The organism is Psychrobacter sp. 219-2-C, from assembly GCF_049560815.1.
Lineage (GTDB): Bacteria > Pseudomonadota > Gammaproteobacteria > Pseudomonadales > Moraxellaceae > Psychrobacter > Psychrobacter faecalis.
The window spans coordinates 889,530-914,678 of sequence record NZ_CP186933.1 but is presented as its reverse complement, the minus strand read 5'-3'; the positions used below and the strand labels follow the sequence as shown (position 1 = coordinate 914,678).

General features: G+C 43.2%; 19 protein-coding genes. 11 read left to right on the top strand and 8 right to left on the bottom strand.

Translation table 11 applies throughout. The features are described from left to right. Positions 1 to 52 precede the first annotated feature (52 nt). A complete protein-coding gene (gene aspS / locus ACPEGP_RS03640) occupies positions 53 to 1,879 on the bottom strand; it encodes an aspartate--tRNA ligase (protein WP_423814242.1) in 1,827 nt (608 codons plus the stop codon). A gap of 423 nt (positions 1,880 to 2,302) precedes the next feature. On the opposite strand from aspS, the gene sohB reads away from it, so the two are divergent. From sohB to ACPEGP_RS03615, 5 genes are all read left to right on the top strand, one after another. Then, complete coding sequence (sohB, locus tag ACPEGP_RS03635; protein WP_423813972.1) at positions 2,303 to 3,289, top strand: protease SohB; 987 nt, start codon at positions 2,303 to 2,305, stop codon at positions 3,287 to 3,289. Between the two features lie 293 nt (positions 3,290 to 3,582). After that, positions 3,583 to 4,833, top strand: coding sequence for an acyl-CoA dehydrogenase family protein (locus ACPEGP_RS03630; protein WP_423814240.1), 1,251 nt, complete (start codon positions 3,583 to 3,585; stop codon positions 4,831 to 4,833). 140 nt (positions 4,834 to 4,973) lie between these two features. After that, a complete protein-coding gene (locus ACPEGP_RS03625) occupies positions 4,974 to 6,257 on the top strand; it encodes a phosphotransferase family protein (RefSeq protein ID WP_423813971.1) in 1,284 nt (427 codons plus the stop codon). A 90-nt stretch (positions 6,258 to 6,347) separates the two neighbouring features. After that, positions 6,348 to 7,106, top strand: a complete 759-nt coding sequence (locus ACPEGP_RS03620; RefSeq protein WP_068408751.1) for a histidine phosphatase family protein — start codon at positions 6,348 to 6,350, stop codon at positions 7,104 to 7,106. A gap of 249 nt (positions 7,107 to 7,355) precedes the next feature. Then, positions 7,356 to 8,225, top strand: coding sequence for an SDR family oxidoreductase (locus ACPEGP_RS03615; RefSeq protein ID WP_423813970.1), 870 nt, complete (start codon positions 7,356 to 7,358; stop codon positions 8,223 to 8,225). Between the two features lie 131 nt (positions 8,226 to 8,356). Here ACPEGP_RS03615 and ACPEGP_RS03610 read toward each other — a convergent pair whose 3' ends face one another. The 3 genes from ACPEGP_RS03610 to ACPEGP_RS03600 form a co-directional block, all read right to left on the bottom strand. Beyond that, entirely contained in the window at positions 8,357 to 10,057 is a 1,701-nt protein-coding gene (locus tag ACPEGP_RS03610) for an AMP-binding protein (protein WP_423813969.1), read from the bottom strand. Between the two features lie 659 nt (positions 10,058 to 10,716). After that, the gene (locus ACPEGP_RS03605) at positions 10,717 to 12,414 is read right to left on the bottom strand and encodes an AMP-binding protein (RefSeq protein WP_423813968.1); all 1,698 of its coding nucleotides are present in this window, start codon (positions 12,412 to 12,414) and stop codon (positions 10,717 to 10,719) included. Between the two features lie 482 nt (positions 12,415 to 12,896). Beyond that, complete coding sequence (locus tag ACPEGP_RS03600; protein WP_423813967.1) at positions 12,897 to 13,436, bottom strand: thioesterase; 540 nt, start codon at positions 13,434 to 13,436, stop codon at positions 12,897 to 12,899. A 276-nt stretch (positions 13,437 to 13,712) separates the two neighbouring features. Between ACPEGP_RS03600 and xthA the strand changes: the two genes are divergently transcribed. The 3 genes from xthA (at position 13,713) to ACPEGP_RS03585 (ending at position 16,662) form a co-directional block, all read left to right on the top strand. Continuing rightward, positions 13,713 to 14,537 carry an exodeoxyribonuclease III gene (gene xthA / locus ACPEGP_RS03595; RefSeq protein ID WP_423813966.1) on the top strand — a complete coding sequence of 275 codons (825 nt, stop codon included), beginning with the start codon at positions 13,713 to 13,715 and terminating at the stop codon, positions 14,535 to 14,537. Positions 14,538 to 14,651: 114 nt separating this feature from the next. Continuing rightward, positions 14,652 to 15,875, top strand: a complete 1,224-nt coding sequence (gene argJ, locus ACPEGP_RS03590) for a bifunctional glutamate N-acetyltransferase/amino-acid acetyltransferase ArgJ (protein WP_423813965.1) — start codon at positions 14,652 to 14,654, stop codon at positions 15,873 to 15,875. 388 nt (positions 15,876 to 16,263) lie between these two features. Beyond that, the gene (locus ACPEGP_RS03585) at positions 16,264 to 16,662 is read left to right on the top strand and encodes a DUF4377 domain-containing protein (RefSeq protein ID WP_333613163.1); all 399 of its coding nucleotides are present in this window, start codon (positions 16,264 to 16,266) and stop codon (positions 16,660 to 16,662) included. A gap of 82 nt (positions 16,663 to 16,744) precedes the next feature. Here ACPEGP_RS03585 and ACPEGP_RS03580 read toward each other — a convergent pair whose 3' ends face one another. Further along, positions 16,745 to 18,178, bottom strand: coding sequence for an L-serine ammonia-lyase (locus tag ACPEGP_RS03580; RefSeq protein WP_423813964.1), 1,434 nt, complete (start codon positions 18,176 to 18,178; stop codon positions 16,745 to 16,747). 497 nt (positions 18,179 to 18,675) lie between these two features. Here ACPEGP_RS03580 and ACPEGP_RS03575 point away from each other — a divergent pair, with 497 nt between their 5' ends. Next, positions 18,676 to 20,088 carry a solute carrier family 23 protein gene (locus ACPEGP_RS03575; RefSeq protein WP_423813963.1) on the top strand — a complete coding sequence of 471 codons (1,413 nt, stop codon included), beginning with the start codon at positions 18,676 to 18,678 and terminating at the stop codon, positions 20,086 to 20,088. Between the two features lie 104 nt (positions 20,089 to 20,192). Here the strand turns inward: ACPEGP_RS03575 and ACPEGP_RS03570 are convergent, their stop codons facing one another. Continuing rightward, entirely contained in the window at positions 20,193 to 21,125 is a 933-nt protein-coding gene (locus ACPEGP_RS03570; RefSeq protein ID WP_288726351.1) for a DMT family transporter, read from the bottom strand. 497 nt (positions 21,126 to 21,622) lie between these two features. Between ACPEGP_RS03570 and ACPEGP_RS03565 the strand changes: the two genes are divergently transcribed. Next, a complete protein-coding gene (locus ACPEGP_RS03565) occupies positions 21,623 to 22,657 on the top strand; it encodes a WG repeat-containing protein (protein WP_423813962.1) in 1,035 nt (344 codons plus the stop codon). A 128-nt stretch (positions 22,658 to 22,785) separates the two neighbouring features. Here ACPEGP_RS03565 and ACPEGP_RS03560 read toward each other — a convergent pair whose 3' ends face one another. Then, positions 22,786 to 23,679, bottom strand: a complete 894-nt coding sequence (locus ACPEGP_RS03560) for an alpha/beta fold hydrolase (RefSeq protein ID WP_286797068.1) — start codon at positions 23,677 to 23,679, stop codon at positions 22,786 to 22,788. Positions 23,680 to 23,923: 244 nt separating this feature from the next. After that, positions 23,924 to 24,088, bottom strand: coding sequence for a rubredoxin (locus ACPEGP_RS03555; protein ID WP_068406924.1), 165 nt, complete (start codon positions 24,086 to 24,088; stop codon positions 23,924 to 23,926). A gap of 403 nt (positions 24,089 to 24,491) precedes the next feature. Between ACPEGP_RS03555 and ACPEGP_RS03550 the strand changes: the two genes are divergently transcribed. Then, a complete protein-coding gene (locus tag ACPEGP_RS03550; RefSeq protein WP_423813961.1) occupies positions 24,492 to 25,067 on the top strand; it encodes an adenine phosphoribosyltransferase in 576 nt (191 codons plus the stop codon). Positions 25,068 to 25,149: the final 82 nt, after the last annotated feature.

Below are 25,149 nucleotides of genomic sequence, written 5' to 3'. Positions count from 1 at the left end.
GATGAATCACATAACGGGTAATGCAAACAATATCTGCGCATGACTAAACCATTTATTGTGCAGGTTTATTGGTATCAGGCTGGGCCTTTTCGCGTACACGGATACCAAGTTCACGTAGCTGTTTGCTATCTACCGGAGCAGGCGCTTGCGTCAATGGGTCTTCAGCAGTTTTGGTTTTAGGGAAGGCGATCACGTCACGGATAGAGCTTGCGCCGACCATCAGCATAATGAGGCGATCCAAACCAAAGGCTAAACCACCATGCGGAGGCGCACCGAATTTTAGAGCATCAAGTAAGAAGCTAAATTTCTCTTCGGCCTCAGCCTCATCGATACCTAGCGCTTCGAATACCGCTTTTTGCATCTCAAGGGTATTGATACGTAAGCTACCGCCACCGATTTCAGTACCGTTTAACACCATATCATAAGCGATAGAAAGCGCTGATTCAGGGTTGGTTTTTAATTCTTCAACAGAGCCTTTTGGCTTGGTAAACGGATGGTGCATTGACGTCCAGCGTCCATCATCCGTCTCTTCAAACATTGGGAAGTCAGTCACCCAAAGAGGCGCCCATTCGCAGGTCAGCATCTCTAAGTCTAGACCAATTTTTTGACGTAACGCACCGATGGCGTCGTTGACGACACTGGCTTTATCGGCACCGAAGAAGATAATATCATTACTCTCGGCACCCGTACGCTCAATCAAGCTTGCCAACACGTCATCAGTCATATTTTTGATGATAGGCGATTGTAGACCAGATTCTTTATCGACACCGTTGTTGATGTTGCTGGCGTCATTGACTTTAATATAAGCCAAACCACGTGCACCATAAATACCAACAAACTTGGTATAAGCATCGATTTGCTTACGGCTGAGCGAAGCGCCGCCAGGAATTCGAAGGGCAGCAACGCGGCCTTTAGGGTCGTTGGCAGGACCGGCGAAGACTTTAAAGTCAACGTCTTTCATTAAATCAGCAACGTCGACCAATTTTAATGGAATACGTAGGTCAGGCTTGTCTGAGGCATAGTCGCGCATGGCTTCCGCGTAAGTCATACGTGGGAAATCTTCAAACTCAACATCCATCATAGTTTTAAAAAGATGCTTAATCAAACCTTCGTTGATATTCATGATTTCTTCTTCATTTAAGAAAGAAGTCTCAATATCGACTTGGGTGAATTCAGGCTGACGGTCAGCACGTAAGTCTTCGTCACGGAAACACTTAGCGATTTGATAATAACGATCAAATCCTGACACCATTAACAACTGTTTAAATAGCTGTGGTGACTGCGGCAGGGCAAAGAAGTTACCCGGACGGGTGCGTGAAGGCACTAGATAATCACGTGCGCCTTCTGGTGTGGCACGAGTCAAGATAGGGGTTTCAACGTCTAAGAAACCATGGTCGTCTAAATAACGACGAATCGTTGAGGTGGCTTTAGCACGGAAAACCATACGCTCTTGCATTTGCGGACGACGCATATCAAGGTAGCGATATTTTAAACGCAGATCTTCTGATACCGTGGTTTTCTCATCATTTAATGGGAAAGGCGGGGTTTCAGATTTTGCCAATACTTCAATCTCTTTACCCAATAGCTCAATCTGACCACTGGTCATATTAGCGTTTTCAGTGCCTTCGTAACGACGGCGAACGCGACCGGTAATTTTTAAAACATATTCAGGACGTACCGCATCAGCAGTCGCGAACGCTTCTGGGGTGTCAGGGTCAACGACAACTTGTAAGATGCCTGCGCGGTCACGCATGTCTAAGAAAATCACACCACCGTGATCGCGACGACGATGTACCCAGCCTACGATGCTAATGGTTTGCTCAAGTAAGCTTTCGGTTACAGCGCCGCAATATTCGTCTCGGTATTCGCTATGCGTCATAGTGCTTTGCGTCATAATATAATTATCCAGTTGTCAGCCCAATTCGAAATACAATAATGCAGCCGCTAGCGTGTAATATAAGCGCCGTGCCTTTGAGTATTTAGCCAAAAAAGCACGAATAACGCGATATAAGACAAATGGTCATCACGTTGGCTGCAGAAAATTTGATGTAAACGCATATTATGCCTAATCTGCCTTTGTTATACAACCTGTGGCGTCCAATCAGTAGTGTTCAAACGAAGGGCAGGGACGTATCAGTAGTGGTGGTATTTATGCAGTAGTATTTGCCTTGGGTAAAATATTGTCATTTTGCTTGAAAATACTATCCACTGTGCGCATATCAAGCTAACTTATTAAACCGTATTAAAATCACTTCAATTATCTATTAAAATTATTTATTTCAACTATCAAGGAATCCTGCTCATGCTTTTTCATCCTTCTAAAAATCCTGTTGAGCTAAGAGTTATTCATCTCAATAAAAGCCAAGAGCAACGTCGTGAAGATCTGATGGAGGCGACGCAAGGTAAAGCGGCGCTTAAACAACTGAAGAAAACCATGGCGAAAAAAGCCAAGCAAGCATTAAAAGTAAAAAATAAGAATAAAAACAAAAAGAATAATAGCGATGAGAAACAGCAAGTTTTTGTACTTGATTTCGATGGTGATATCAAAGCCACGGCGGGGAAACATTTACGCGAAGAAATCAGCACGCTCATCAGTACCGCCAATAAAGGCGATGAAGTGGTCGTACGCTTAGAGTCAGGTGGCGGTTTGGTTCATGGTTATGGCTTGGCAGCGGCACAATTGGCTCGTTTAAAAGATGCCGGTCTAAAACTCACCGTCTGTGTTGACAAAGTTGCGGCAAGCGGCGGTTATATGATGGCTTGTGTCGCCGACAATATTGTTGCCGCGCCCTTTGCGGTGATTGGTTCAATCGGTGTGGTCTCACAGTTACCAAACTTCCATAAATGGCTCAAAAATCATGACGTTGATTACGAGATGTTCACCGCAGGCGACTATAAGCGCACCGTGACCGTATTTGGGGAAAATGACGCCGAAGACCGCGCCAAATACCAAGAAGAGCTGGAGCAGACGCACGAGTTATTTAAGCACTTCGTTAATACCTATCGTCCAACACTGGATGTTGCGAAAGTCGCCACTGGTGAGCATTGGTATGGAGAAGATGCGCTAAAACTTAACTTAATTGATAGCTTGCAAACCTCTGACAGTTATATTTTAGAGCGTATGGAAAATAATGAAGTGTACGCGCTGCATTCACGTCAAAAGCCAACGCTTGCCGAAAAATTGGGTTTATCACAAGCCGCAGAAGCAACACTCAGCATGGCGATTGATAAGTTACCAGATGCATTGGCACGTTTTGATTTAGACACTCGCTTAAATATCCTAAAATAAGTTTAAATATCATTAGGTTGCTTGATAGTTAGCGTTTTAACATTCCAACACTGAATCGTGCATTGTTTGTATTTTGTAAAAGGCGTGTCCTAGCGGGTCGCGCCTTTTTTGCTGTTTAATCGCAAATGCTGTGTTATAAATGGGGCAGATAAAACAGAGTATACGTACGTACACTATAAAATCTCATTAATCTTTTTATGCAATCTCAACACATAGAATTTTGATGTGAATTTTATAAAAGCCATTAATCATCAGTAAAGAAAAGGATGTCAACTATGTCTACCGACACATTAATGTTTACCGCCAGCGAACATGGTCAAGCCGTGCATGCCAAAGTCAAAGAGTTTATCGAAACCCAAATCGAGCCCATAGAAGCACAGTTTTGGGCGGATTGTCATGCGCAAAACCCTGATGGTAATTGGAAAAATTGGCGCTGGCCAGAAAAGTACGAGAGCCTACGTAAACAAGCGCGCGAGGCGGGTTTATGGAATTTGTTTTTACCTGATGATAAGCTTGGCGCTGGGCTGTCGGTTACTGATTATGCACCGATTGCCGAGCTGACCGGTCGCAGTTTGCTTGCGCCTTATGTCTTTAACTGTAATGCCCCTGATAGCGGTAATATGGAGCTGTTATGGCGTTATGGCTCACAGGAGCAGCAAGATAAATGGCTCACGCCGATATTAGAAGGTAAAACGCGTTCGGTATTTTGTATGACTGAGCCTGATGTGGCATCAAGTGATGCAACCAATATGCAAGCGACTGCTGTCGTCGATGGCGATGAGATTGTTATCAATGGTAGCAAGTGGTGGTCATCGGGTCTTGGTGACCCTGCGGTCGATGTTTTGATTGTCATGGCTTATACTCCTGATGAGAATAAAGACCGTCACCATCAGCATTCGATGGTCTTGGTGCCAGCAAAAACCGCAGGCGTTAACATCGAACGTATGTTGAAGGTATTTGGTGATTACGATGCGCCGCACGGTCATGGCGAAGTCAGCTTTAACAATGTACGTGTGCCATCTAGTAACTTTATCGGTGGACCCGGCATGGGCTTTGAGATTGCACAAGGTCGCTTAGGACCAGGTCGTATTCACCATTGCATGCGCTGTATTGGTGCTGCTGAGAAGTCTCTTGAGCTCGCGGTTAAGCGCGGTATGCAGCGTACAGCTTTTGGTAAGCCATTGCTACAATTGGGCGGTAACTTTGAGCGTATCGCTGAGGCGCGTATTAAGATTGACCAAGCACGCCTGCTGACTTTATACGCGGCGCAAAAAATGGACGCGAAGGGGACCAAAGCGGCCCTAACTGAAATCTCTGCCATTAAAGTGGTTGCGCCGACTGTCTTGCAAGAAGTGGTTGATATGGCGATTCAAATTCACGGTGGCATGGGTGTTTGTCAAGATACGATGTTGCCTGCTTTCTTTGCCCAAGCTCGCGCACTACGTTTAGCCGATGGTCCTGATGAAGTGCATAAAACCATGATTGCCAAATTAGAATTAAAACGTCAAGGATTTAGCCGTTCGTCTAAACCTGCTAAATCTTAAAAAGTCGGCTACATTGTCATTTAAATTATATGACCAAAAATTCACTATCGATTATTTGATAGTGAATTTTTAACTCTTAAGCTTTTATAAACAACAAGTAACTGGTAAAAAATAAACGACCACACGATAAGGAATGTCTTATGGCAACTGAACATCATGCCAACCATACTGATGCTGACAATCAAACCGTTAATAAAGTTTTAGATAAAGGCGGCGAAGTGCGCGAGGGCGAAGAGCTTGACGCCAAAGCGGTCAGCGACTGGCTACGCGAGCAAGGCGTTGACGTAGAGGGCGATCCAACCGTTACCCAATTCTCAGGTGGCGCTTCAAACTGGACTTACCGGCTGCAATATGAAGGCGAAGGTGACGGCCAAGATTTGATTTTACGCCGTCCGCCAAAAGGCACCAAAGCCAAATCGGCACATGATATGGTGCGCGAATATACCGTGCAAAAAGCTTTAAAAGATGCTTATCCCTATGTACCAAAAATGGTCGCGCTCTGCACTGACGAAGACGTTATTGGCGCAGATTTTTATGTCATGGAGCGAATGGAAGGTATCATTCCGCGGGCTAACTTGCCAAAAGGCGTCGATTTAAACGAAGCCCAAACACGAGAGTTATGTACCAATGTCATCGACGCTTTGATTGAATTGCATGAAGTCGATTATACCAAGCACCCTGATTTGGTAAATCTTGGTCGCGGCGAAGGTTATTGTGATCGCCAAGTGTCGGGCTGGGATAAACGTTATGTCAAAGCCAAAACGCCCAATGTGCCAAGCTTTGCCTTGGTAAGACAATGGCTTGGCAAGCACACACCTGCCGATAGTAAAACTTGTGTTATCCATAATGATTGGCGCTTTGATAATGTGATTTTGGCGGCTGATGATCCGACCAAGGTCATCGGTGTGCTCGATTGGGAAATGGCTACCTTAGGCGACCCTTTGATGGATTTGGGTAGCGCGTTAGCGTATTGGATTGAAGAAGATGACAACATCATCATGCAGCAATCCCGCCGTCAGCCAACGCATTTAAAAGGCATGATGACCCGTGATGAAGTGGTGGCCTATTATCTTGAAAAGACGGGTCTTAAGATAGATAACTGGACGTTTTATGAAGTGTTTGGACTATTTCGCCTAGCCGGTATCGTGCAGCAGATTTATTATCGTTATTATAATAAACAAACCAGCAATCCAGCTTTTAAGAACTTTTGGATTATCGTCCATGTCTTACATGCTAAATGTCTCAAGCTGATTGCTCAGTATGAAGGCGAGGCTTTATTTATATGCCACGTGCAACCGCATCTGCAAGATATGGGCGTCGATGCGTCGATGATCGAGCAACTGCCAAGTCCGATTCAAACGGTTATCAAGGGCATTTTACCAAAAAGCTATTTTGGACAAAATACTTCTAAAGCTAAAGAATAAGCGCTTTAAACGCATGGTAAATGCACAAATTTATAGCCGTTGATTCAATCTAAAAAATTTAAAAAAGTACGATTAATAAGGCAATGTTTTATGACAACCATACTTTTAGCGCGTCATGGTCAAGCGTCATTTGGGCAAGAGGATTATGACCAGCTCTCAGAGCTTGGTAGTATGCAGGCGCAAATGCTGGGTCAGCATTATGCAACGACCCAGCGCCGAATCGATGCGATTTTTAGCGGTAGTTTGGTTAGGCAGCAAGATTCTGCGCGCCATTTTTGGCAAAGTTATCAGTCATCTTTTGGCGAGAGTAACGAAAAACCAAGCGTAACTGCCATCAATCTAGATGAGCCTGATAGCTATGTACTGCCGCAATTTGATGAGTTTAATCATAAAGATGTACTGATAAAATCGAATCCTGCTTTTGCTAGCCGTGTGGGAATTGCTGCTGAGATTGCTAAAGCAGAGGTGCCAGTCACACGGCTGGCAGAGTTGTTTGACGACGCGATGCAGCGTTGGCATGCGGGCGAAAACGACAGCGATTATATCGAAAGCTGGCTACAGTTTAATGAGCGCGCCAAGCAAGCGCTTGAGCAAGTACGTCAACAAGTTGCTAATTTGCAGTTAGGCGTTGATAGTACGGTTTTGGTGTTTACCTCGGGTGGTATTATCGCTGCGATTACCGCCCAGTTGTTGCAACAAGGCAGCTCAACAGCCTATCAAATCAATAAAAGTTTGGTCAACACTGGCGTGACATCGCTGACGCTTAAAAATGAACGGAGTCGCCTGTTGTCTTTGAACGAATACAGTCATTTATTTGCTGAGGGCAAACGCTTTGTGACTTGGCGCTAAAAAACAAAGATCAAAGTCTTAAAGTCAGCTAATTAAGAAGTTAATTAAAAACATCGTGAAGCGGTTACTGTAACTAGGTAGCCGCTTTTTTTGCATGAGCTTTCATGACTATCTTTAAATTAGTTTAATTCTATGCTGCTTTAGGTTGCTTGCGTGTTTGCTTTAGGCTATAACTGCTAAACTTATTCTATAGATTTACGTTATGATAGACAGTCGACGTCATTTATATGAATACCAATAGGATGGTTTATGAAAAATAAATTAATAAACTTAGTGACCAGTAGCGCTAACCACCATAAAAATCAGTTATTTAGTGCCATTCAGCCAGCGCGTTATCTTAAAGGTTTAAATAAGCAGCAGGTTGGCCGCGGCAAAACGATTTTAATCACTGGCGCAAGCTCAGGATTGGGTGAGGGTATGGCAAGACTCTTTGCAAAACTTGGTTATAATCTTGCCATTTGCGCCCGCCGTACTGATCGTTTAGAAAATTTAAAAACCGAGCTATCGGCGCAGTATCCTGATATTCGTATTGAATACCGTGTCTTGGATGTCAGTGATTACGATGCGATATTCGAGGTGTTTGATGGGTTCGCAGCGGATTTTGGTCATATCGATCGCGTGGTGGTCAATGCGGGCGTCGGTGATAGCCGCCGGATTGGCAAAGGGCGCTTTGATACCAATCGCAAAACCGTCGAGATTAACTTCATCTCAGCGCTTGCCCAATGTGAAGCGGCGATGAATATTTTCCGAGCCCAAAATAGCGGTCATCTGGTGGTGATATCTAGTATGTCAGCGATGCGCGGCTTGCCTAAACATTTAACCGCTTATGGGGCAAGTAAAGCGGGTTTAGCACATCTAGCGGAAGGTATCCGTGCCGATATGCTATTGACCAAATTGCCGATTAAGGTATCGACTATTTATCCAGGCTATGTGCGCACCGAAATCAATGAAAATGCCAAACCTTTACCGTTTGAAGTGGATGCAGAAACAGGTACCAAAGCGATCGTTGCTGCGATTGAGGCGGAAGTAGACGAAGCTTGCGTACCAAGCCTGCCATGGACGATTGTCGGTCAAGCGATGAAGCATTTGCCATTACAAGTGGTCAATAGAGTCAGCTGATAGCAGTTGTGTTGTTATTAATTTTAAAACTAATCAAGAAAAATTAACGCAACAAAAAGCCCGCTACATTTTATATAGCGGGCTTTTATTTTTTAAAACTTATAAGTCTTAACTATTGAGAGTCTTAACGACTACAAGGTTTGCGGATTATCTGACATATGTTTTTCACGCAATTTTTGACGTAGTATCTTGCCGACATTACTCTTTGGTAGCTCGCTGACAAACTCGATATGACGCGGGCATTTATAACCGGTCAAGTTATCGATAGCGAACTCTTTGATATCTTCTTTAGTTACATTGTTGTCGGCAGGGACGATATAGATTTTCACCGCTTCGCCTTGGTGTTCATCAGGAACACCGATGACTGCACACTCAATAATGCCTTTACAATCAAGCATGACCGACTCGATTTCATTCGGGAAGACGTTAAAGCCTGAGACCAAAATCATGTCTTTTTTACGGTCAAGCAAGGTGATATAACCTTTTTCATCCATGCTGATGATATCGCCAGTACGGAAATAACCCTCTTTGGTAAAGTCGTTGGTGCTGTCTTTATTAAAGTAACCTGAGGTAATGTTTGGCCCTTTGATACACATCTCACCCGCTTGATTATAACCAACAGTCTCGCCATTATCATCAACCACGATGATATCGACACTTGGGACAGGAATACCAATCGTACCGTTAAATTTGCGATCTGTGATGACGTTAGCCGTACCCGCTGCCACGCCTTCGGTCATACCCCAACCTTCAACCATCGGACAGCCCGTCACTTCCAACCAGCGCGCTGCTGTTTGTTCCGTGGCTGCCATACCGCCCGCTTGGGAGATACGTAATGAGCTAAAATCTAGGTCTTTAAAGTTTGGCTGATCAAGTAAGCCTTTAAACAAAGTATTAACCGCTGGGAAAATATGGAACGGTTGTTTGGATAAGGTTTTGATAAATCCAGGCATGTCACGCGGATTTGGTACCAAAATAAAAGTGTAACCAGAACGCATGCCAAGTAAGCTCAGCATAAAAGCAAAAATATGATACAGCGGCAGCGCCATGACCATATTGATATAGACCTCGTTGATATCCGAGGTGACAGGGCGGTACCAAGCTTCTGACTGCATCGCTGCGGCAACGACGTTACGCTGAGTTAATACCGCGCCTTTAGATAATCCTGTAGTACCACCGGTATATTGCAAAATCGCTTTATGTTGCAAAGCCGTTTTTGGTGCTTGGAATGGTAGGCTTTTGCCTTTTTTTAGCACATCTGGAAACTTGGTAACGTGATATTTAGGATCATTCAAGTTGTATTTAGGAACCAAGCGTTTGACCTGACGGATAACCGTATTGACCAAAATACCTTTGAGACCCATCATGTCGCCCATTTTTGATAGGACAATACGTTTGATATCCGTCTCTTCGATTACCTGCTCGAGCGCTTGGGCAAAATTATCCACCACAAAGATAACTTGAGCACCAGAATCATTGAGCTGATGGCGTAACTCGCGACCAGTATAGAGCGGATTAATCGGCGTGCAAACGTAGCCCGCGCGCAAAATACCAATCATCGTCGGTAGATATTGCGGCACGTTTGGCATCATCAGTGCAACCACGCTGCCTTTAGGAATTCCCTGCGCTTGTAACCATGCCGCTACGGCTAGAGAGGCTTTATCCACGTCACCATAAGTGTGAGTCACACCCATACAAATGGTCATAGGGTGCATACGAAAGCGATCAAAGCACTCTTCATAGAGGTCTATAAGGCTTTCATACTGATCGGGATTAATGGTTTTAGGTACGTTTTCTGGGTATTGAGCAAGCCAAGGCTTATCAGTGGTCATACTTAGTGTCCTTAAATTTGTGATAAGTTAAGGCTTTATAAAAAAGTAGTCACATCCCTGTCAACAAACCCATTCTTGCTCTATAGACGATACGTCCTATAGTCGGTGGCTTGTCGCGTGCTATCCCATTTATTCACATACTGCTAAAATACGGTGGCCTTGATACAAATGTATTTAATTACAAGATTGTTTGACTAGAAAGGTATTTAACTACGAGAAACAACTACTGAAGTAGATTAAATAGCCAGTTATCGAGGATACTATCAGTACTAACTAATAATAAACAATAGCGTAACATATTTTGGCGTTACATTAACATAACTACTATTGAACCAGTTATTATAATACAGAAACTTGTGCGTATATAGTTAAATTTGATAAAAAGAGAAAACTGTGTTGCAAGTAAAATCCGATAAATGGTTAAAAATACGAGACGAAAGGGTTCTTGGAATAGAATTAGTTAACAATATAAATAATAGCAGCTAATATGGATAACTCTACTAGAGGGTTTTTTGTATTTTTCTTAAAAAATAGTAATACTATAACAGCGTGACTATCAACGGCATAAGTATTGTCCATACTAAAGTTTAAAATTTTAAAATAAAAAAGCGCTCTATCGTTTAGTTAGAGCGCTTTTTGAGCATAGATATTTGCTTTAATTATAGCTGAGGGTTATCAGCCATATGTTTTTCCCGCAGTTTTTGGCGCAGTACTTTACCAACGTTACTTTTTGGTAGCTCAGTAACAAACTCGATATAACGCGGACATTTATAGCCGGTCAAATTGTCTAGAGCAAATTCTTTAATCGAGTTTTTGGTCACGTTATTGTCGGCAGGAATGACGTAGATTTTGACCGCTTCCCCTTGACGCTCATCAGGAATACCAATCACCGCGCAATCAAGAATGCCTTCACAATCAAGCATCACGGATTCTACTTCATTCGGGAAAACATTAAAGCCTGAGACCAAAATCATATCTTTTTTACGGTCTAATAATCTAAAGTAGCCTTTTTCATCCATACTGACGATATCGCCCGTGCGAAAGTAACCATCTTCAGTAAAGTCTTCGCTACTGTCTCTATTCAGATAACCTGAGGTGACGTTAGGACCTTTAACACACATCTCACCAGCTTCATTGACACCGACGCGCTTGCCGTCTTCATCTATGATGATGACATCAACGCTTGGGACTGGGACGCCAATAGTGCCGTTAAACTTACGGTCGGTAACAACGTTGGCAGTGCCGACAGCCACGCCCTCAGTCATACCCCAGCCTTCAATCATGGCGCAACCAGTGGTTTCAAGCCAGCGCGCTGCCGTCTGTTCGGTCGCTGCCATACCGCCTGCTTGCGAAATACGTAGCGAGCTAAAATCAAGGTCTTTAAAGTTTGGATTATCAAGCAAGCCTTTAAACAAGGTATTAACCGCTGGGAAAATATGGAACGGTTGTTTGGATAAGGTTTTGATAAATCCAGAAATATCTCGTGGATTGGGTATTAATATAAAGGTATAGCCTGAACGCATACCAAGTGAGCTCAGCATAAAGGCAAAAATATGATACAGCGGTAGGGCCATGACCATATTGATATAAACTTCGTTAATCTCTGACGTAATAGGACGCGTCCATGCTTCTGATTGCATGGCTCCTGCGACGATATTACGCTGAGATAAAATCGCACCTTTAGAAAGTCCAGTCGTACCACCGGTATATTGCAAAAATGCTTTTTGATCCAAAGTCATTTTTGGCTTTTGGAAGGGTAGGTTTTTGCCTTTTTTGAGCACATCGGGAAACTTCGTGACTTCATGCTTAGGGTCGTTCAGCTTGTATTTGGGCACCAAGCGTTTGACTTGACGGATAATAGTATTTACTAAAATACCTTTGAGGCCCATCATATCGCCCATTTTTGATAAGACGATACGCTTAATTTGCGTCTCATCAATCACTTGCTCGAGCGCTTGAGCGAAGTTATCCACCACAAAGATAACCTTTGCACCTGAGTCATTTAACTGATGGCGCAGTTCACGGCCAGTGTAAAGAGGGTTAACGGGCGTACAGACGTAACCTGCGCGCAAAATACCAATCATGGTTGGCAAGTATTGCGGCACGTTTGGCATCATCAGCGCAACCACACTGCCTTGAGGCAGTCCTTGTGCCTGTAACCAAGCGGCGACGGCAAGAGAAGCTTTATCAATGTCATCATAGGTATGAGTCACGCCCATACAGATACTCATAGGATGCAGACGAAAGCGATCAAAACACTCTTCATACAGCTCCACGATGCTGCCATATCTATCTGGATCGATCGTTTTCGGCACACTCTTAGGATATTGGGCAAGCCAAGGTTTATTCAACGTCATAGTCAGCGTCCTGGAATTTCAATTAAGTTTCTATCGTTAAGCAGTCGTATCCGTGTCAATAAAAAATCAGCGCTGACGTAAAGCAATGGCCGCTGAGTTTGATAACATCCTTATCTATTGACGGACTACTAAGTTTCTTTGCAACTAAAAGATAATGTATCGACGATATAATGATACATTTAAGCAACACATTAGCATGAATCTAAGTAAAGGCAATATTAGCATGCGAGTACTGCCCAGTACACATTAAATATTTATAAATAAATGCTTCTATAGGAAAAAAAAGACCATCAATGAGGTCGTAGTGAAACATGCTGATATTTGGATAAAAATTTAAGATGACCTTTGGATAAATACGATGAATAACTTAAAAACCGTTTAAGTCGTGCCTAAAAATATCACTGCAAAGGAATAGCGATATGTTAAAGAGTAGTGTGTTTTTACTTAAACTTTAAACGAGAATGAATCGGCACTATGTACGGTTACTGTTCAGTTATTGCTTGATTAATGGTTTCGCTTAATTTTTGCGGTACACGAATAGGGCGCATGGGTGCGCTATGATTGCTTGCAGAGTCTGGCGTGACTTGGTTTTGCACGCAAGCGATGACGATTTTAGCGCGACTTAATAAAGTGGTATTTGAAAAGGCATTTCTTTTCTGAGGGCTATCATTGTCATTCGGCGCTAAGCGATGGATACTTTGATAAAATATAATGCTGGCAGGTTTTAGCTCAACCTTATCAATGCGGACATTGATGACCTCATCTAATAAAATGGCTTTTTTATATTGCAAATCTGCTTTGCTGACGACAAAATGCTGAATTTCACCATCATCGGTCTGCAAAAAATAGCCATTTAAACCAAGCTTGGTGAACCAGTCGCGGCGGCAGTTTTCAAAAAACACTAAGTGATTGGCATGATAGACAATCCCGCCTGCATCAGTATGGTTAATATAGACATTATAATCAGTAGCAAATAGCGGGATGCTTGCGTGCATCGATTGTGCAGCGGTACTTTTATTCATGGTTGTCATTATCGTGTTGCTCAGTAAGTTTGCGCCATTAATAGCGTGTAAAGTTTGAGAGGTTGATATATAAGGTTATAAAAATAAGAGGTAATAATGCCTAAATTATTACTCATGACAGCTACTCTATCGTAAGAGATAAAGGCGCGCAACAGCTAGCTGTGGCGATGTCTGTTATGATAAGTCTTTATTTATAATGTCTCGCTGCTTGCCTTATTTTATAAAAATACTTGTTATAGAAAGATTTTATTTCAATTCATAATGATAGGATAGTTTATGACCCGTTTTGTTTGTTTTAATATCAATGGTATTCGCGCTCGTCAACATCAGTTAGAAGCGATAAAAGAGATTATCGACCCTGATGTGATCGGTCTGCAAGAAACCAAAGTACACGACGAGCAGTTCCCGCTCGCAGATGTGGAAGGTTTGGGCTATCACGTCGAGTATTTTGGTCAAAAAGCGCATTACGGCGTCGCATTGTTATCTAAAATTGCCCCTATTTTTGTGCAAAAAGGTTTTCCGGGAGAAGATGAGGAAGCACAAAAGCGCTTTATCCATGCGCGTTATGTATTCGACGGTCGCGAAGTGGATGTGCTTAACGGTTATTTTCCGCAAGGAGAAAGTCAAGACCATCCGACTAAATTTCCTATGAAGCGTGCCTATTATGCGGATTTGATAACCTATATTGATACGCTAAAAGCTGAAGGGCGCTCGCTGGTTATCATGGGTGATATGAACATTGCCCCAGAAGATATCGATGTTGGCATCGGCGAGGCCAATGCCAAGCGCTGGCTTAAAAATAGAAAAACCTCGTTTTTACCTGAAGAGCGCGAATGGTATGGTAACTTGATGGCGCGAGAGCTGACCGATACTTATCGTCTGCATTATCCAGACAGCACCGAATTATATAGCTGGTTTGATTATCGCAGTCGCGGTTTCAATGATGATCCTAAGCGCGGACTGCGTATCGATCATATTTTATGTACGTCAGATTTGATCGACCATTGTGTCGATGCTGGTATCAGCTATGAGCTACGCGGCATGGAAAAACCGTCTGACCACGCGCCAATTTGGGCAGCGTTTGATTTAAATAAAGTATAATAACTGGCTTTGAACCATAGACTTTTAACATCAGGTTTTTAGTACCAGTTTTGCACAACTAAAAATGAATAACCAATAAATAATACATCAGCATTGATGAATAAGGATTGAATGATGGCTGTCGGCAACGTTGCAGTACCTAATACGATTTATCCTATTGATGGGATTAAACTAAGCGCTACCGCGGCAGGCGTACGCTACAAAGACCGCGATGATTTGGTGGTGATAGAGATTGCTGATAGTGCCAACACTGCCGTTGTCACTACCAAAAATACCTTTTGTGCAGCACCAGTACGCGTGTTACGAGAGCATTTTGCCAAAGCCAGTCCGCGCTATTTAATCACCAATACCGGCAACGCCAATGCTGGGACTGGCGCTGGCGGTAAACGCCGCGCGCTTGATATCTGTGCCGCTTTAGCTGCCAAAGCTGGTGTGGACGTCAGCTCTGTGTTGCCATTTTCGACAGGCGTGATAGGTGAGCCACTCAATAGCGATGCCATCATCGCAGGTTTAGACAATGCGTTAGCCAGTTTGGGCGCTGATAATTGGTTAGCAGCAGCAAATGGTATTCGTACCACTGATACAATTCCAAAACTTGCCAGTGAAAAGGTCGATGTTGACGCTAGCAGCTATCATGTTACTGGGATGTCAAAAGGCTCAGGTATGATACGTCCCAATATGGCGACCATGCTCGGCTATGTAGCGACTGATGCCAATATCGCTGCTGATTTATTGCAAGAAATGCTGAGCAAAATTAACGAGCAATCTTTTAATCGCATTACTGTCGATGGCGATACCTCAACCAACGATTGCTGCGTCTTAATTGCAACCGGAAAGGCAAATTCAGAGGTTATTGATAGCCCAGAACATCCGCATTATCAGCCGATATTTGATGCCTTGACATCAGTGTTTGTACGTTTGGCACAATTGATTGTACGAGATGGAGAAGGCGCAACCAAGTTTATGACGGTCAAAGTCACGGGCGGCAAAACCACGCAAGAATGCTGCGATGTAGCGTATGCCGTTGCGCATTCACCACTGGTCAAAACCGCGTTTTTTGCCAGTGATGCCAACTGGGGACGTATCTTGGCAGCGGTTGGTTACGCGGGTATCGACGACCTTGATACCGAGCAAGTTGATGTCTACTTAGATGAAGTGATGATTTGTCAAAATGGCGGTGTGGCACCAAGTTATACGGAATCGGCGGGCAAAGAAGTCATGAGCCGGCCTGAGATTACCATTAATATTGATTTGGCCCGTGGTGACGCTGAGGATACGGTTTATACCTGCGATTTGTCTTATGATTACGTTAAGATAAATGCAGACTATCGCAGTTAAAAGTTCTTTATTATTTTATAAAACGCTCGAAGCTAACGTTGTCATGCATAGTTTGAGCGTTTTTTTGCTCAATATTTTTGTATTAAATAGGGCTTAATTTAAACCGTTTATTAACAGCAGTTGCAAAAGCTGACGTTACTTTACAAAGCAGTTATAGAGGCTGGGCATCTGCGCGACCTATACTGATTGCAGTAAACAATAGACGGTACTATTAACAGTTGAGGAAGTTTATATCAATAATGCTCGTTTTTATTTTATATGAGCTTAGATTGATTTTCTGATTAACAGTATCTTTATGACTGCTTGCTACCTTCTAGATAGTGATAATTGATTAAAATGAGTTCAAAAGGTAATGATTAATACTAATAAATAAACTGAGGATTTAATAATGAAAAAATTAGCAATTGCGGCATTGATGACAACTTTTGTTTTGTCAGGTTGTTCTACCATGGGTATGAATGATGAGCGTACTATGGTGGTTGAAGGCGAGCCTGTGAATGTGAAAGTGGTAAATATTCCAAGTTTCAAAATTGAAATAGCGCCACTTAAAGCGGTATGTGAGCTGCCAACCGCGAGTGGTACTATGGTTGAGTCAGAGTGCCTACAATATCGTCAGACTTATCAGAAAAACTACACGCCTCTAAATGGTGATATTCAAGGCTTTACTTATGAGCCAAACTATCGTTATGTCTTAGATGTACGTCAAGAAGCAGTTATGAATGAAGCAACGAAAGTGGTGAAACCTGTTTGGATTCTAAACGAAGTGATTTCAAAAACTGCTGAATAATTTTAGTTGTAGATTATTATAGAAAAGCCTCTAATCATTAGAGGCTTTTTTTAGTCACATAAAAAGGAAAACATATTTTATATCAACATTGACTGTAATTAACACTGACGCCGCGGCTTGCAGTAGGAATGCGGTTATCAGCATAAATAGCCAGACCACCGCGTGCGGTTTCTTTGTATTTATCAGACATATCAGCGCCTGTCTGCTTCATGGTTTCAATCGCTTTATCGAGTGAAACAAAATGCTGACCATTGCCGCGGCAGGCAAGACGCGCGGCGTTGATGGCTTTGACAGCGCCCATCGCATTACGCTCGATACAAGGGACTTGTACCAAACCACCAATCGGGTCGCAAGTCAGACCTAAATTGTGCTCAATCCCAATCTCGGCGGCATTCAAACACTGCGCTGGCGAGCCACCCATTATTTCGGCCAATGCCGAACCTGCCATCGCACAGGCTGAACCGACTTCCCCTTGGCAGCCAACTTCAGCACCCGAAATAGAAGCGTTTTGTTTAATTAAGCTGCCGATAGCGGTGGCATTTAATAAGAATTTACGCACGCCATCTTGGTTGTAATTGGGCAGAAAGTCACGATAGTAGTGCAAGACCGCCGGAATGATGCCCGCCGCACCATTAGTTGGGGCGGTGACGACTTTACCTCCATTGGCATTTTCTTCGTTGACGGCAAGCGCATACAAATCGACCCAATCCATTGCGGCCAGCTTGTCAGTCTTGGCGATAGGTAGACCTTTTTCAGCACATAATTGATTGTGTAAATCGTGGGCACGGCGTTTAACATCAAGGCCGCCGGGTAAAATGCCGCTATTTTTACAGCCTTGGGTTACGCAGTCTTGCATCACTTGCCAAATCGTATCTAAATAGCTAAAAACATCTGCTTGATCGCGGTAATGGCATTCGTTAGCAAGTACCAACTCGCTGATACTTAATCCATGTTCATGGCACTGCTCAAGTAACTCTGCGGCAGTATTAAAAGGGTAGGGAACGATATCAATCGTTGGGCTGGCATGGTCCTCATCGGGATTATTGGCGTCATCTTCGTTAATAACAAAGCCTCCGCCAACTGAATAGTAAGTTTGCTGATATTTGCTACCATCGGTCAATACCGCGCGGATGGTCAAGGCATTTGGATGATAAGGCAATACCGTATCATCATACCAATACACATTACGCTCGGTGTCAAACTCGATAACATGTTTGCCCGATAAATTAAGCTGCTTGTCCGCGAAAATAGGCGCCAAGTATTGATCCGTTAAGCGCGTATCAATGGTGCTTGGCGTATGACCAAGCAAACCTAAATATATCGCCGTATCAGTTGCGTGCCCTTTACCAGTAGCAGCCAAAGAACCATAAAGCTCGATTTCAATATTCTTAATCGTTGTCAATGCGCTTTGTTTAAGCAATGACGTCAAAAATAAGTTGGCTGCCACCATAGGCCCAACGGTATGAGAGCTTGATGGCCCAATACCAATTTTAAATAAGTCGAAAACACTAATCATAAAAATACCAAGAAATTGTCAGTGCATCAGCGTCTGTTGTAGAAGGGGCTTAGTACTGGAGTGAAAAAATAATAGATAGCCGTCCAAAAACTCTCTGATAAATACCGTATGATGACGATACAGAGCGTTGTTTTAGATGCTCACTTAAATAAAAGAGCTAAGCATTTAAAAATTTGCGACGTTATCTATGAATACCTATCAGTATAGGCGGACAGAAGGCGAGTGAATAATAACTTTTATTTATCAGAGAACTCCGTTATCATGCTCGCAACCAATATCCTTGTAACATCCTGTAAGCCAGCCATCACGATAGTGTAGATAATGGCGCAAACAGTCGAGCATGATTTTTAATGTAATGTATTTGGCGATTTATATTTACTGTAAGAAAATACATTTTCGCTATTATCGTTTTGACTTAATTCACAGTTGTATTTTTACATTGGCTTTTTAACAGTTTTTAGCTGATTGGTATTCTCTTAGCTCAAATAGGACAGCGCATGACCACACCTGAACCTCACTCTCCAGCACCAGAGAGCAATCATCCAGAGCCTCATAATGCATTAGCAGCAGCTGGCATCGATACAGCTGCGGTGAGTTATCCGCACAATCCAGACTTTGATAATGGTCGTTGGTTTCCAACGTGGCGTCCTTATAAGGGCAACTTGGATCGCGATCCGGTCGGCATTAATGAATATGTACCGCCTGGCAAGAGTGTGTTATTAGGGGTGCAGCATACGTTTGCGATGTTTGGCTCGACCGTGCTTGCGCCGCTATTAATGGGCTTTGACCCCAATTTGGCCATTTTGATGTCCGGTATCTGTACGGTGATGTTTTTTATTATTACTGGCGGGCGCATGCCCAGTTATTTGGGCTCAAGCTTTGCTTTTATCGGTCCTGTGATTGCGATTACGGCCTATGCAGGCATCGGGTTTAATGACAATCTGAATGTCGCCTTGGGCGGTATCATGGCATGCGGCATCATTTATGCCTTGATAGGTTTGTTGGTGATGAAGACGGGTACAGGCTGGATTGAGCGTTTGATGCCGCCTATTGTCACCGGTGCTATTGTGATGATTATTGGTCTAAACTTAGCGCCTGTGACCATTCAAGGGGTGTCTGCCAACCAGTTTGATGCATGGATGGCGACGCTGACGGTATTGCTTATCAGTGGGGTTGCAGTATTTACCCGCGGTATGCTGCGCCGTCTGTTGTTGCTGGTTGGGTTAATCCTGTCTTATATTGCTTATTTTGTCATGACCAATATACTCGGTTATGGCGTACCGATTGATTTTAGCAATGTATCGGCAGCTGCATGGTTTGGTCTGCCAAGTATTCATACACCGCATTTTGAGATGAGTGCGATTATTTTGATTGCTCCTGTCGCCTTTATCTTAATTGCCGAAAACTTAGGGCATTTTAAAGCGGTCGAAGGTATGACCAAAGCGCGCGTGACACCTTATATGGGTCGAGCATTTTTTGCTGATGGCTTGGCGACGACGTTTTCGGCAGGCTTTGGTGGCACAGGGGTGACCACTTATGCAGAAAATATCGGTGTCATGGCCGTAACCAAAGTCTATAGCACGACGATTTTTGTGATAGCGGGTTTGGTTGCTATTTTACTCGGTTTGTCACCAAAGTTTGGTGCCATTATTCAGACCATACCGGCGGCTTTATTGGGCGGCGCCTCTATCGTAGTCTTTGGTTTGATTGCGATTGCTGGGGCAAAAATTTGGATAGACAGTCATATCGACTTTAGCAAAAACAGCAATTTAATCATTGCCGCGGTTACCGTTATTATGGGTACGGGTAATTTTAGTCTGCATCTAGGCGGCTTTGACTTGGGTGGAATTGGTACGGCAACTTTAGCGGCGATTGTGCTGAATGCTTTATTTAATAGACAAAAAGATTAACTGTCAAAAAGCTTAATTTGTTCATCGTAAAAAAAGCCACAATAATTCTTGTGGCTCTTACTTATTAAGGCTTTTGCTTATTATGACTTTTACTCATTACCGATTTATTTATAATTTCGTTTATAAAATCTGGCAAAAAAACGATAACGGCGTAGCGCGCGTGGCTTAGGTTTTAACGACCCTAAATAAATGGCAAACATAGTCAATAGCGCGCCGCTCCATTGCAGCGTATTAATCGGTTTATCAAGCCAGCTATAATCAATCACCAAGGCTGCGATGGGCTCGGTTAATAAAAGCAGCCCTGTCAATGCTAAAGACAGCTTAGGAATGGAGTAGGCGATAAGTCCCCACGCCAAGCATTGCATCACCGTGCCATAAATCAATATCCAACCAATCTCAGACCAAGTATTGGGCAAAATATTACCCATATCAAAGATAAACATCGGTAGAATCATTGCTATCACGCCGCCGATACTCACCAGTTGCATCAGCATAAATATCGGCGTTGGCTCAGTATCATGGGTTTTACGGATAAAGGTCATCGACGCGGCAAGCATAGCGCCTGAAACGATACCCGTGACAAACCCCCAAGTCGCCGCGGTGTTTTGCGCAAATTCAGGACTACCTATCATTGCCACGCCTAGCATGGCTAAAAACAAACTGATAAGCTGCACGATAGATTGGCGCTCATTAAAATATAAAAAACCAATGGCCGCTAAAAAGAAAATCTGCAAGCTATTAAGTAAGGTTGAGATACCGGGACCGACCGCATAAATACTCTCGTGCCATAGCGCTAAATCGAGTCCTAAAAACGCGCCTGATAATAGACCGTAAAAAACAGCCCGCTTTGAGCGTGGAAGTCGTTGTCCTGTCATTTTAGCCAATAGAGCAAAGACCACGCCTGAAATAGCCAGTCGCCAAAATGACATTGCCCAGCCGCCGATATCGACATGAGCGACAATTAAGCTGCCCAAACCAAAAATGACGCAACCAATGACCAAGCCAGTAGCGGCAGAGCGTGAAGAGGCGATAGCCATGCAATATCCTTATCTCATTACTATGATGCTTTTTTAAAATACTTTCTAAGTGTTGTTTGCTAAAGAGCTGGTTTATCAAGAGCTGGTTTATATAGACAGGCCATATTGTCAGTGTTTTACTCTTAAATTGGAATGCTTTGGCGCGATTTATTTTATAATGACGTATCATCCACCTTAGATAAATAAAGCGCTCACCTTCTTACAGCAATAATATTGGCGCACGTGCTGCCATTTGTTACTCTAACATTCATTTGTAGTTTAAAGTGCGTCATGTTTAAAATAGCGATACTCTTCAAATACTTAACTTAATATAGTGAATTCTATATAAAATAGAGACATGATATTTTTACGCGAAACTGTCGTAAGTTTTCCTCGCTTGCTGTGCGCTTTGCACTCCAGAGGCTTCAAAAAATCTATGACAGTCCCGCTATATGGTTTTTATAATGAACTCACTCTATATTTACAGAGCTTCTATTATTTTTAGTCTAGGTTTGCTTATGCTGCAACGTTCTATATCGAAACGAAAAATAGATTTCTTATTGACACTGCCGCGACAACTATCGCGTGCAATCTTTGTCGGGCGCCTGTCTGTCATAAGCATCATAGCTGCTACGTTTTTTTTGACGTTAAATGCGCAAGCCGCTAGCTGCAAAATACCCAAAAGCTATTATAAAAATGTCTCTTGTACCTCTAGTAGCGGCTATTTTTTAGCCATAAAAGATTATGGAGCACCAGTTGCCTTGATTGATAAGCAAGGCAAAAGTGTGCTTGATTTAACCCGCTATCAAAGAGTAGATGCTGACAAAATATCGGGCGGCTTGCTACCAGTGCTGCGTAATGGTCGGGTGGGCTACGTCAATATGCAAGGTCGCGAGGTTATTCCTGCGATGTACGATATGCTCAAAGAAGGACAAAGTTGGGCGCGTCCCGTCTCTGAAGGTCGCATTGTGGTCAAGCAAAACGGTCATTATGGGGTTGTAGATACTGCCAACAAGACAGTCATACCATTTTCCGCTGCAATTAATGATATTGACGATTATCGTAGCGGCATGACGCGCGTACGTAAAAATCAAGCTATCAGCTGGTTGGATAAAAACGGCAAACCTACCTCTGACCTAAATAGCAAGGCTGCTAGTCAAAATTCGAAAAGTACACTTGTTAGTAGCAATGAAGCTGCGCAAAAGTTGCCACCGTCCCGTAGTTTTACCACCTTGCAGCCACGGCAACAAGACGGCAAATGGGGCTTTGTTGACGATAATAATGTGTCTATGATTACCTATTCTTTCGATGAAGTGCGACCATTTTCTGAAGGCTTGGCGGGCGTGCGTATCGATAATGAATGGGGCTTTGTCAATTTAGGCGGTGAGTTAGTGATTCCTTTTCGCTTTGATAATAACGGTGTGAATGCGAGCGATCATTATAAAGACCAACCTGCATTTGTATTTACGAATGGCAAAGCTTGGATTGGCAATTTAGAAAATGGCAATAAAATGTGTATTGATAAAGAGGGTGATAGTATTGGATGTGATTGATACTTAAGACTTATCATTTAATATCACGCTTAAATTTGCCGGCAAAAAAAGAGTGTCAGAGCGATAGGTTATTCATCGCTCTGACACTCTTTTTTTGCTTGAGGCGGACTAGCCTTAGACGTAAACGGTCATTTTTCTAGCAAGTGCTTGCTAATTAAATCGACCATATAGGGCTGATAGTATTCGGGAATATCGTGTGCCATACCTTCGATTAAATGAAAGCTTGCATTAGGAATGGTCTTTGCAACCACTCGACCTTGTGAGGCGGGTAACAGACCATCAGCGCTACCATGCAGCACAATCGTCGGTGCTTTAACTTGTTTGCTATATTTGCTAATCGAGCCAGAGGCTAAGATAGCATTGAGCTGTTGTACCGTACCAAGCGGATGAAAATTACGCTGATAACGTATCTTGGCGATGTCACGTACCATGCGCACATTGACGTGCCCTGGTGTGCCAACGGTTTTCATAAACCAGACGCTATGCCGCACGATATCGCGCTCAGAGTGGCTCTCAGGGCGGTTGATCAGGGTATATAACTGCTTGGGTTTGGGCGGCTTTAAAAAAGCACGATTGGTGGTGGTAAACATCAAGGCCATGCGCTGTACCAAACTTGGATAACGCGCGGCAACGATTTGCGCAATCATCCCGCCCATAGAAGCGCCAAGCAGATGCGTTTTACCAAGCTTTAAGGCTTTGATTAAACGCGCCGTATCTTCTGCCATGTCGGTTAAATTATAAGCAACCGGCGCGCCTTTATTCGACAGTCCCGTTTGCAGACGCATCATCATTTTTAATTGGCTGATACGCGGCAAACCATCAATCTGTACTTTGGACGACAAGCCGATATCACGATTGTCAAAACGAATTACAAAAAAACCGGCATCGATAAAGCGCTTGATGAAACTATTAGGCCAAAACACCATTTGTGAGCCAAGCCCCATAATCATAAGTAACGGCGGATTCTTGGGATCACCACCTGCCTCAACACACAGCTCAATGCCATCGCCGATATCGATCATCGATTGATAAAGATGCTCGCTCAAATCAGACGGATACCAAGCATGATCGCCAAACTTTTGCCATTCAGGCGTCGGGTAATCGATTGTTGGAGAGTCGATTGTCGCAGCGCTAAGTGCTGAAGAATTTAGTGTTGGAGAGCTAAGCACTGTATCATTGTCGGTTTCTTCTGAATTTACAGACGCGTTTGTGTGATTGGTGGGGTTTGATTCTGTCATGAAGTATCCTATTTAGATGGTCGTTGGCTTAAAATTCGAGCATCTCAAAATCAAGCTTGCCAACGCCGCATTCTGGGCACGTCCAGTCGTCTGGAATGTCTTCCCATTTGGTGCCAGGTGCGATGCCTTCTTCTGGGCAGCCAAGCTCTTCGTCGTATATCCAGCCGCAGACAATACATTCATAACGTTTCATAAATAGTCCTATCGATTATTTCCAGTATTACGATTACCAATATTTCTTTTACCAGCATTTTTGCTATCACCAGTGGCGTTAACTAGATTAATTGGCATTTTTAAAGCAACTATTAAGTATTCTAGCCGACATTTAGCGTGTACAAACGCACGTAGTTTAGCATATAGCAGTCATTTTCATAGTTAAGTTTACACTTGTATATTGAGATTCACCAGCTTTTATCAAGTGCTTACGCGTCATTTTCAAGGTTTTAGCTGGGCTGTTATTACCAATTTCGCCGCCACGATAAAGCCGATTATGCTATAATTCCCGCCGCTATTTTTAGCGACTGTCATTTCATTTATCACCTACCTCATTTACCACCGTCATATCATTATTTAAGTTTTATAAGTTAAGGGTTACTATGAGCGCGAATACCGCCGTTACACCAGCTGAAGTTAAGACCACAACCGATTCATCTAATACGCTCAATACTGACCATCCATTTTGGCAAATCATTCGCACAGTACCAGACTTCCCAAAAATTGGTATCGATTTCTATGATATTACGCCGTTACTACGCAGTCATATCAATGCGGTGATTGATGAGATGTTGGCGGCTTTGCCTAAAGGTTTGCTTGATGAAGTGGATTGCTTAGGCGCCGTAGAAGCGCGTGGGTTTGTATTTGCCAGTTTGCTGGCGGGACGTTTGGGTAAAGGCATGATTTTGCTGCGTAAACCCGGTAAATTACCGCCGCCGGTTGCTAATAAAGCTTATGCATTAGAATACGGCAAAGACACGCTTGAGATGCAAAATAATTTGCCGCCTGAGCGGGTATTATTGGTCGACGATATCTTGGCGACAGGCGGCACGCTGATGACCGCTTATGAGCTTTGTAAATCTGCACAGCATACGGTGGTTGGCGCCTTGGTATTGTTAGATTTAGTTGCTTTACATGGCGAGTTTCCTGTACCTATTTATACCGTTTTAAAAGCTTAGAGAATGGTTTTAGCATAATAAAAAGCGCGCTGGATAATTATAGTTCAGCGCGCTTTTTTTAATGCTATTTGTTTGTCTTAAT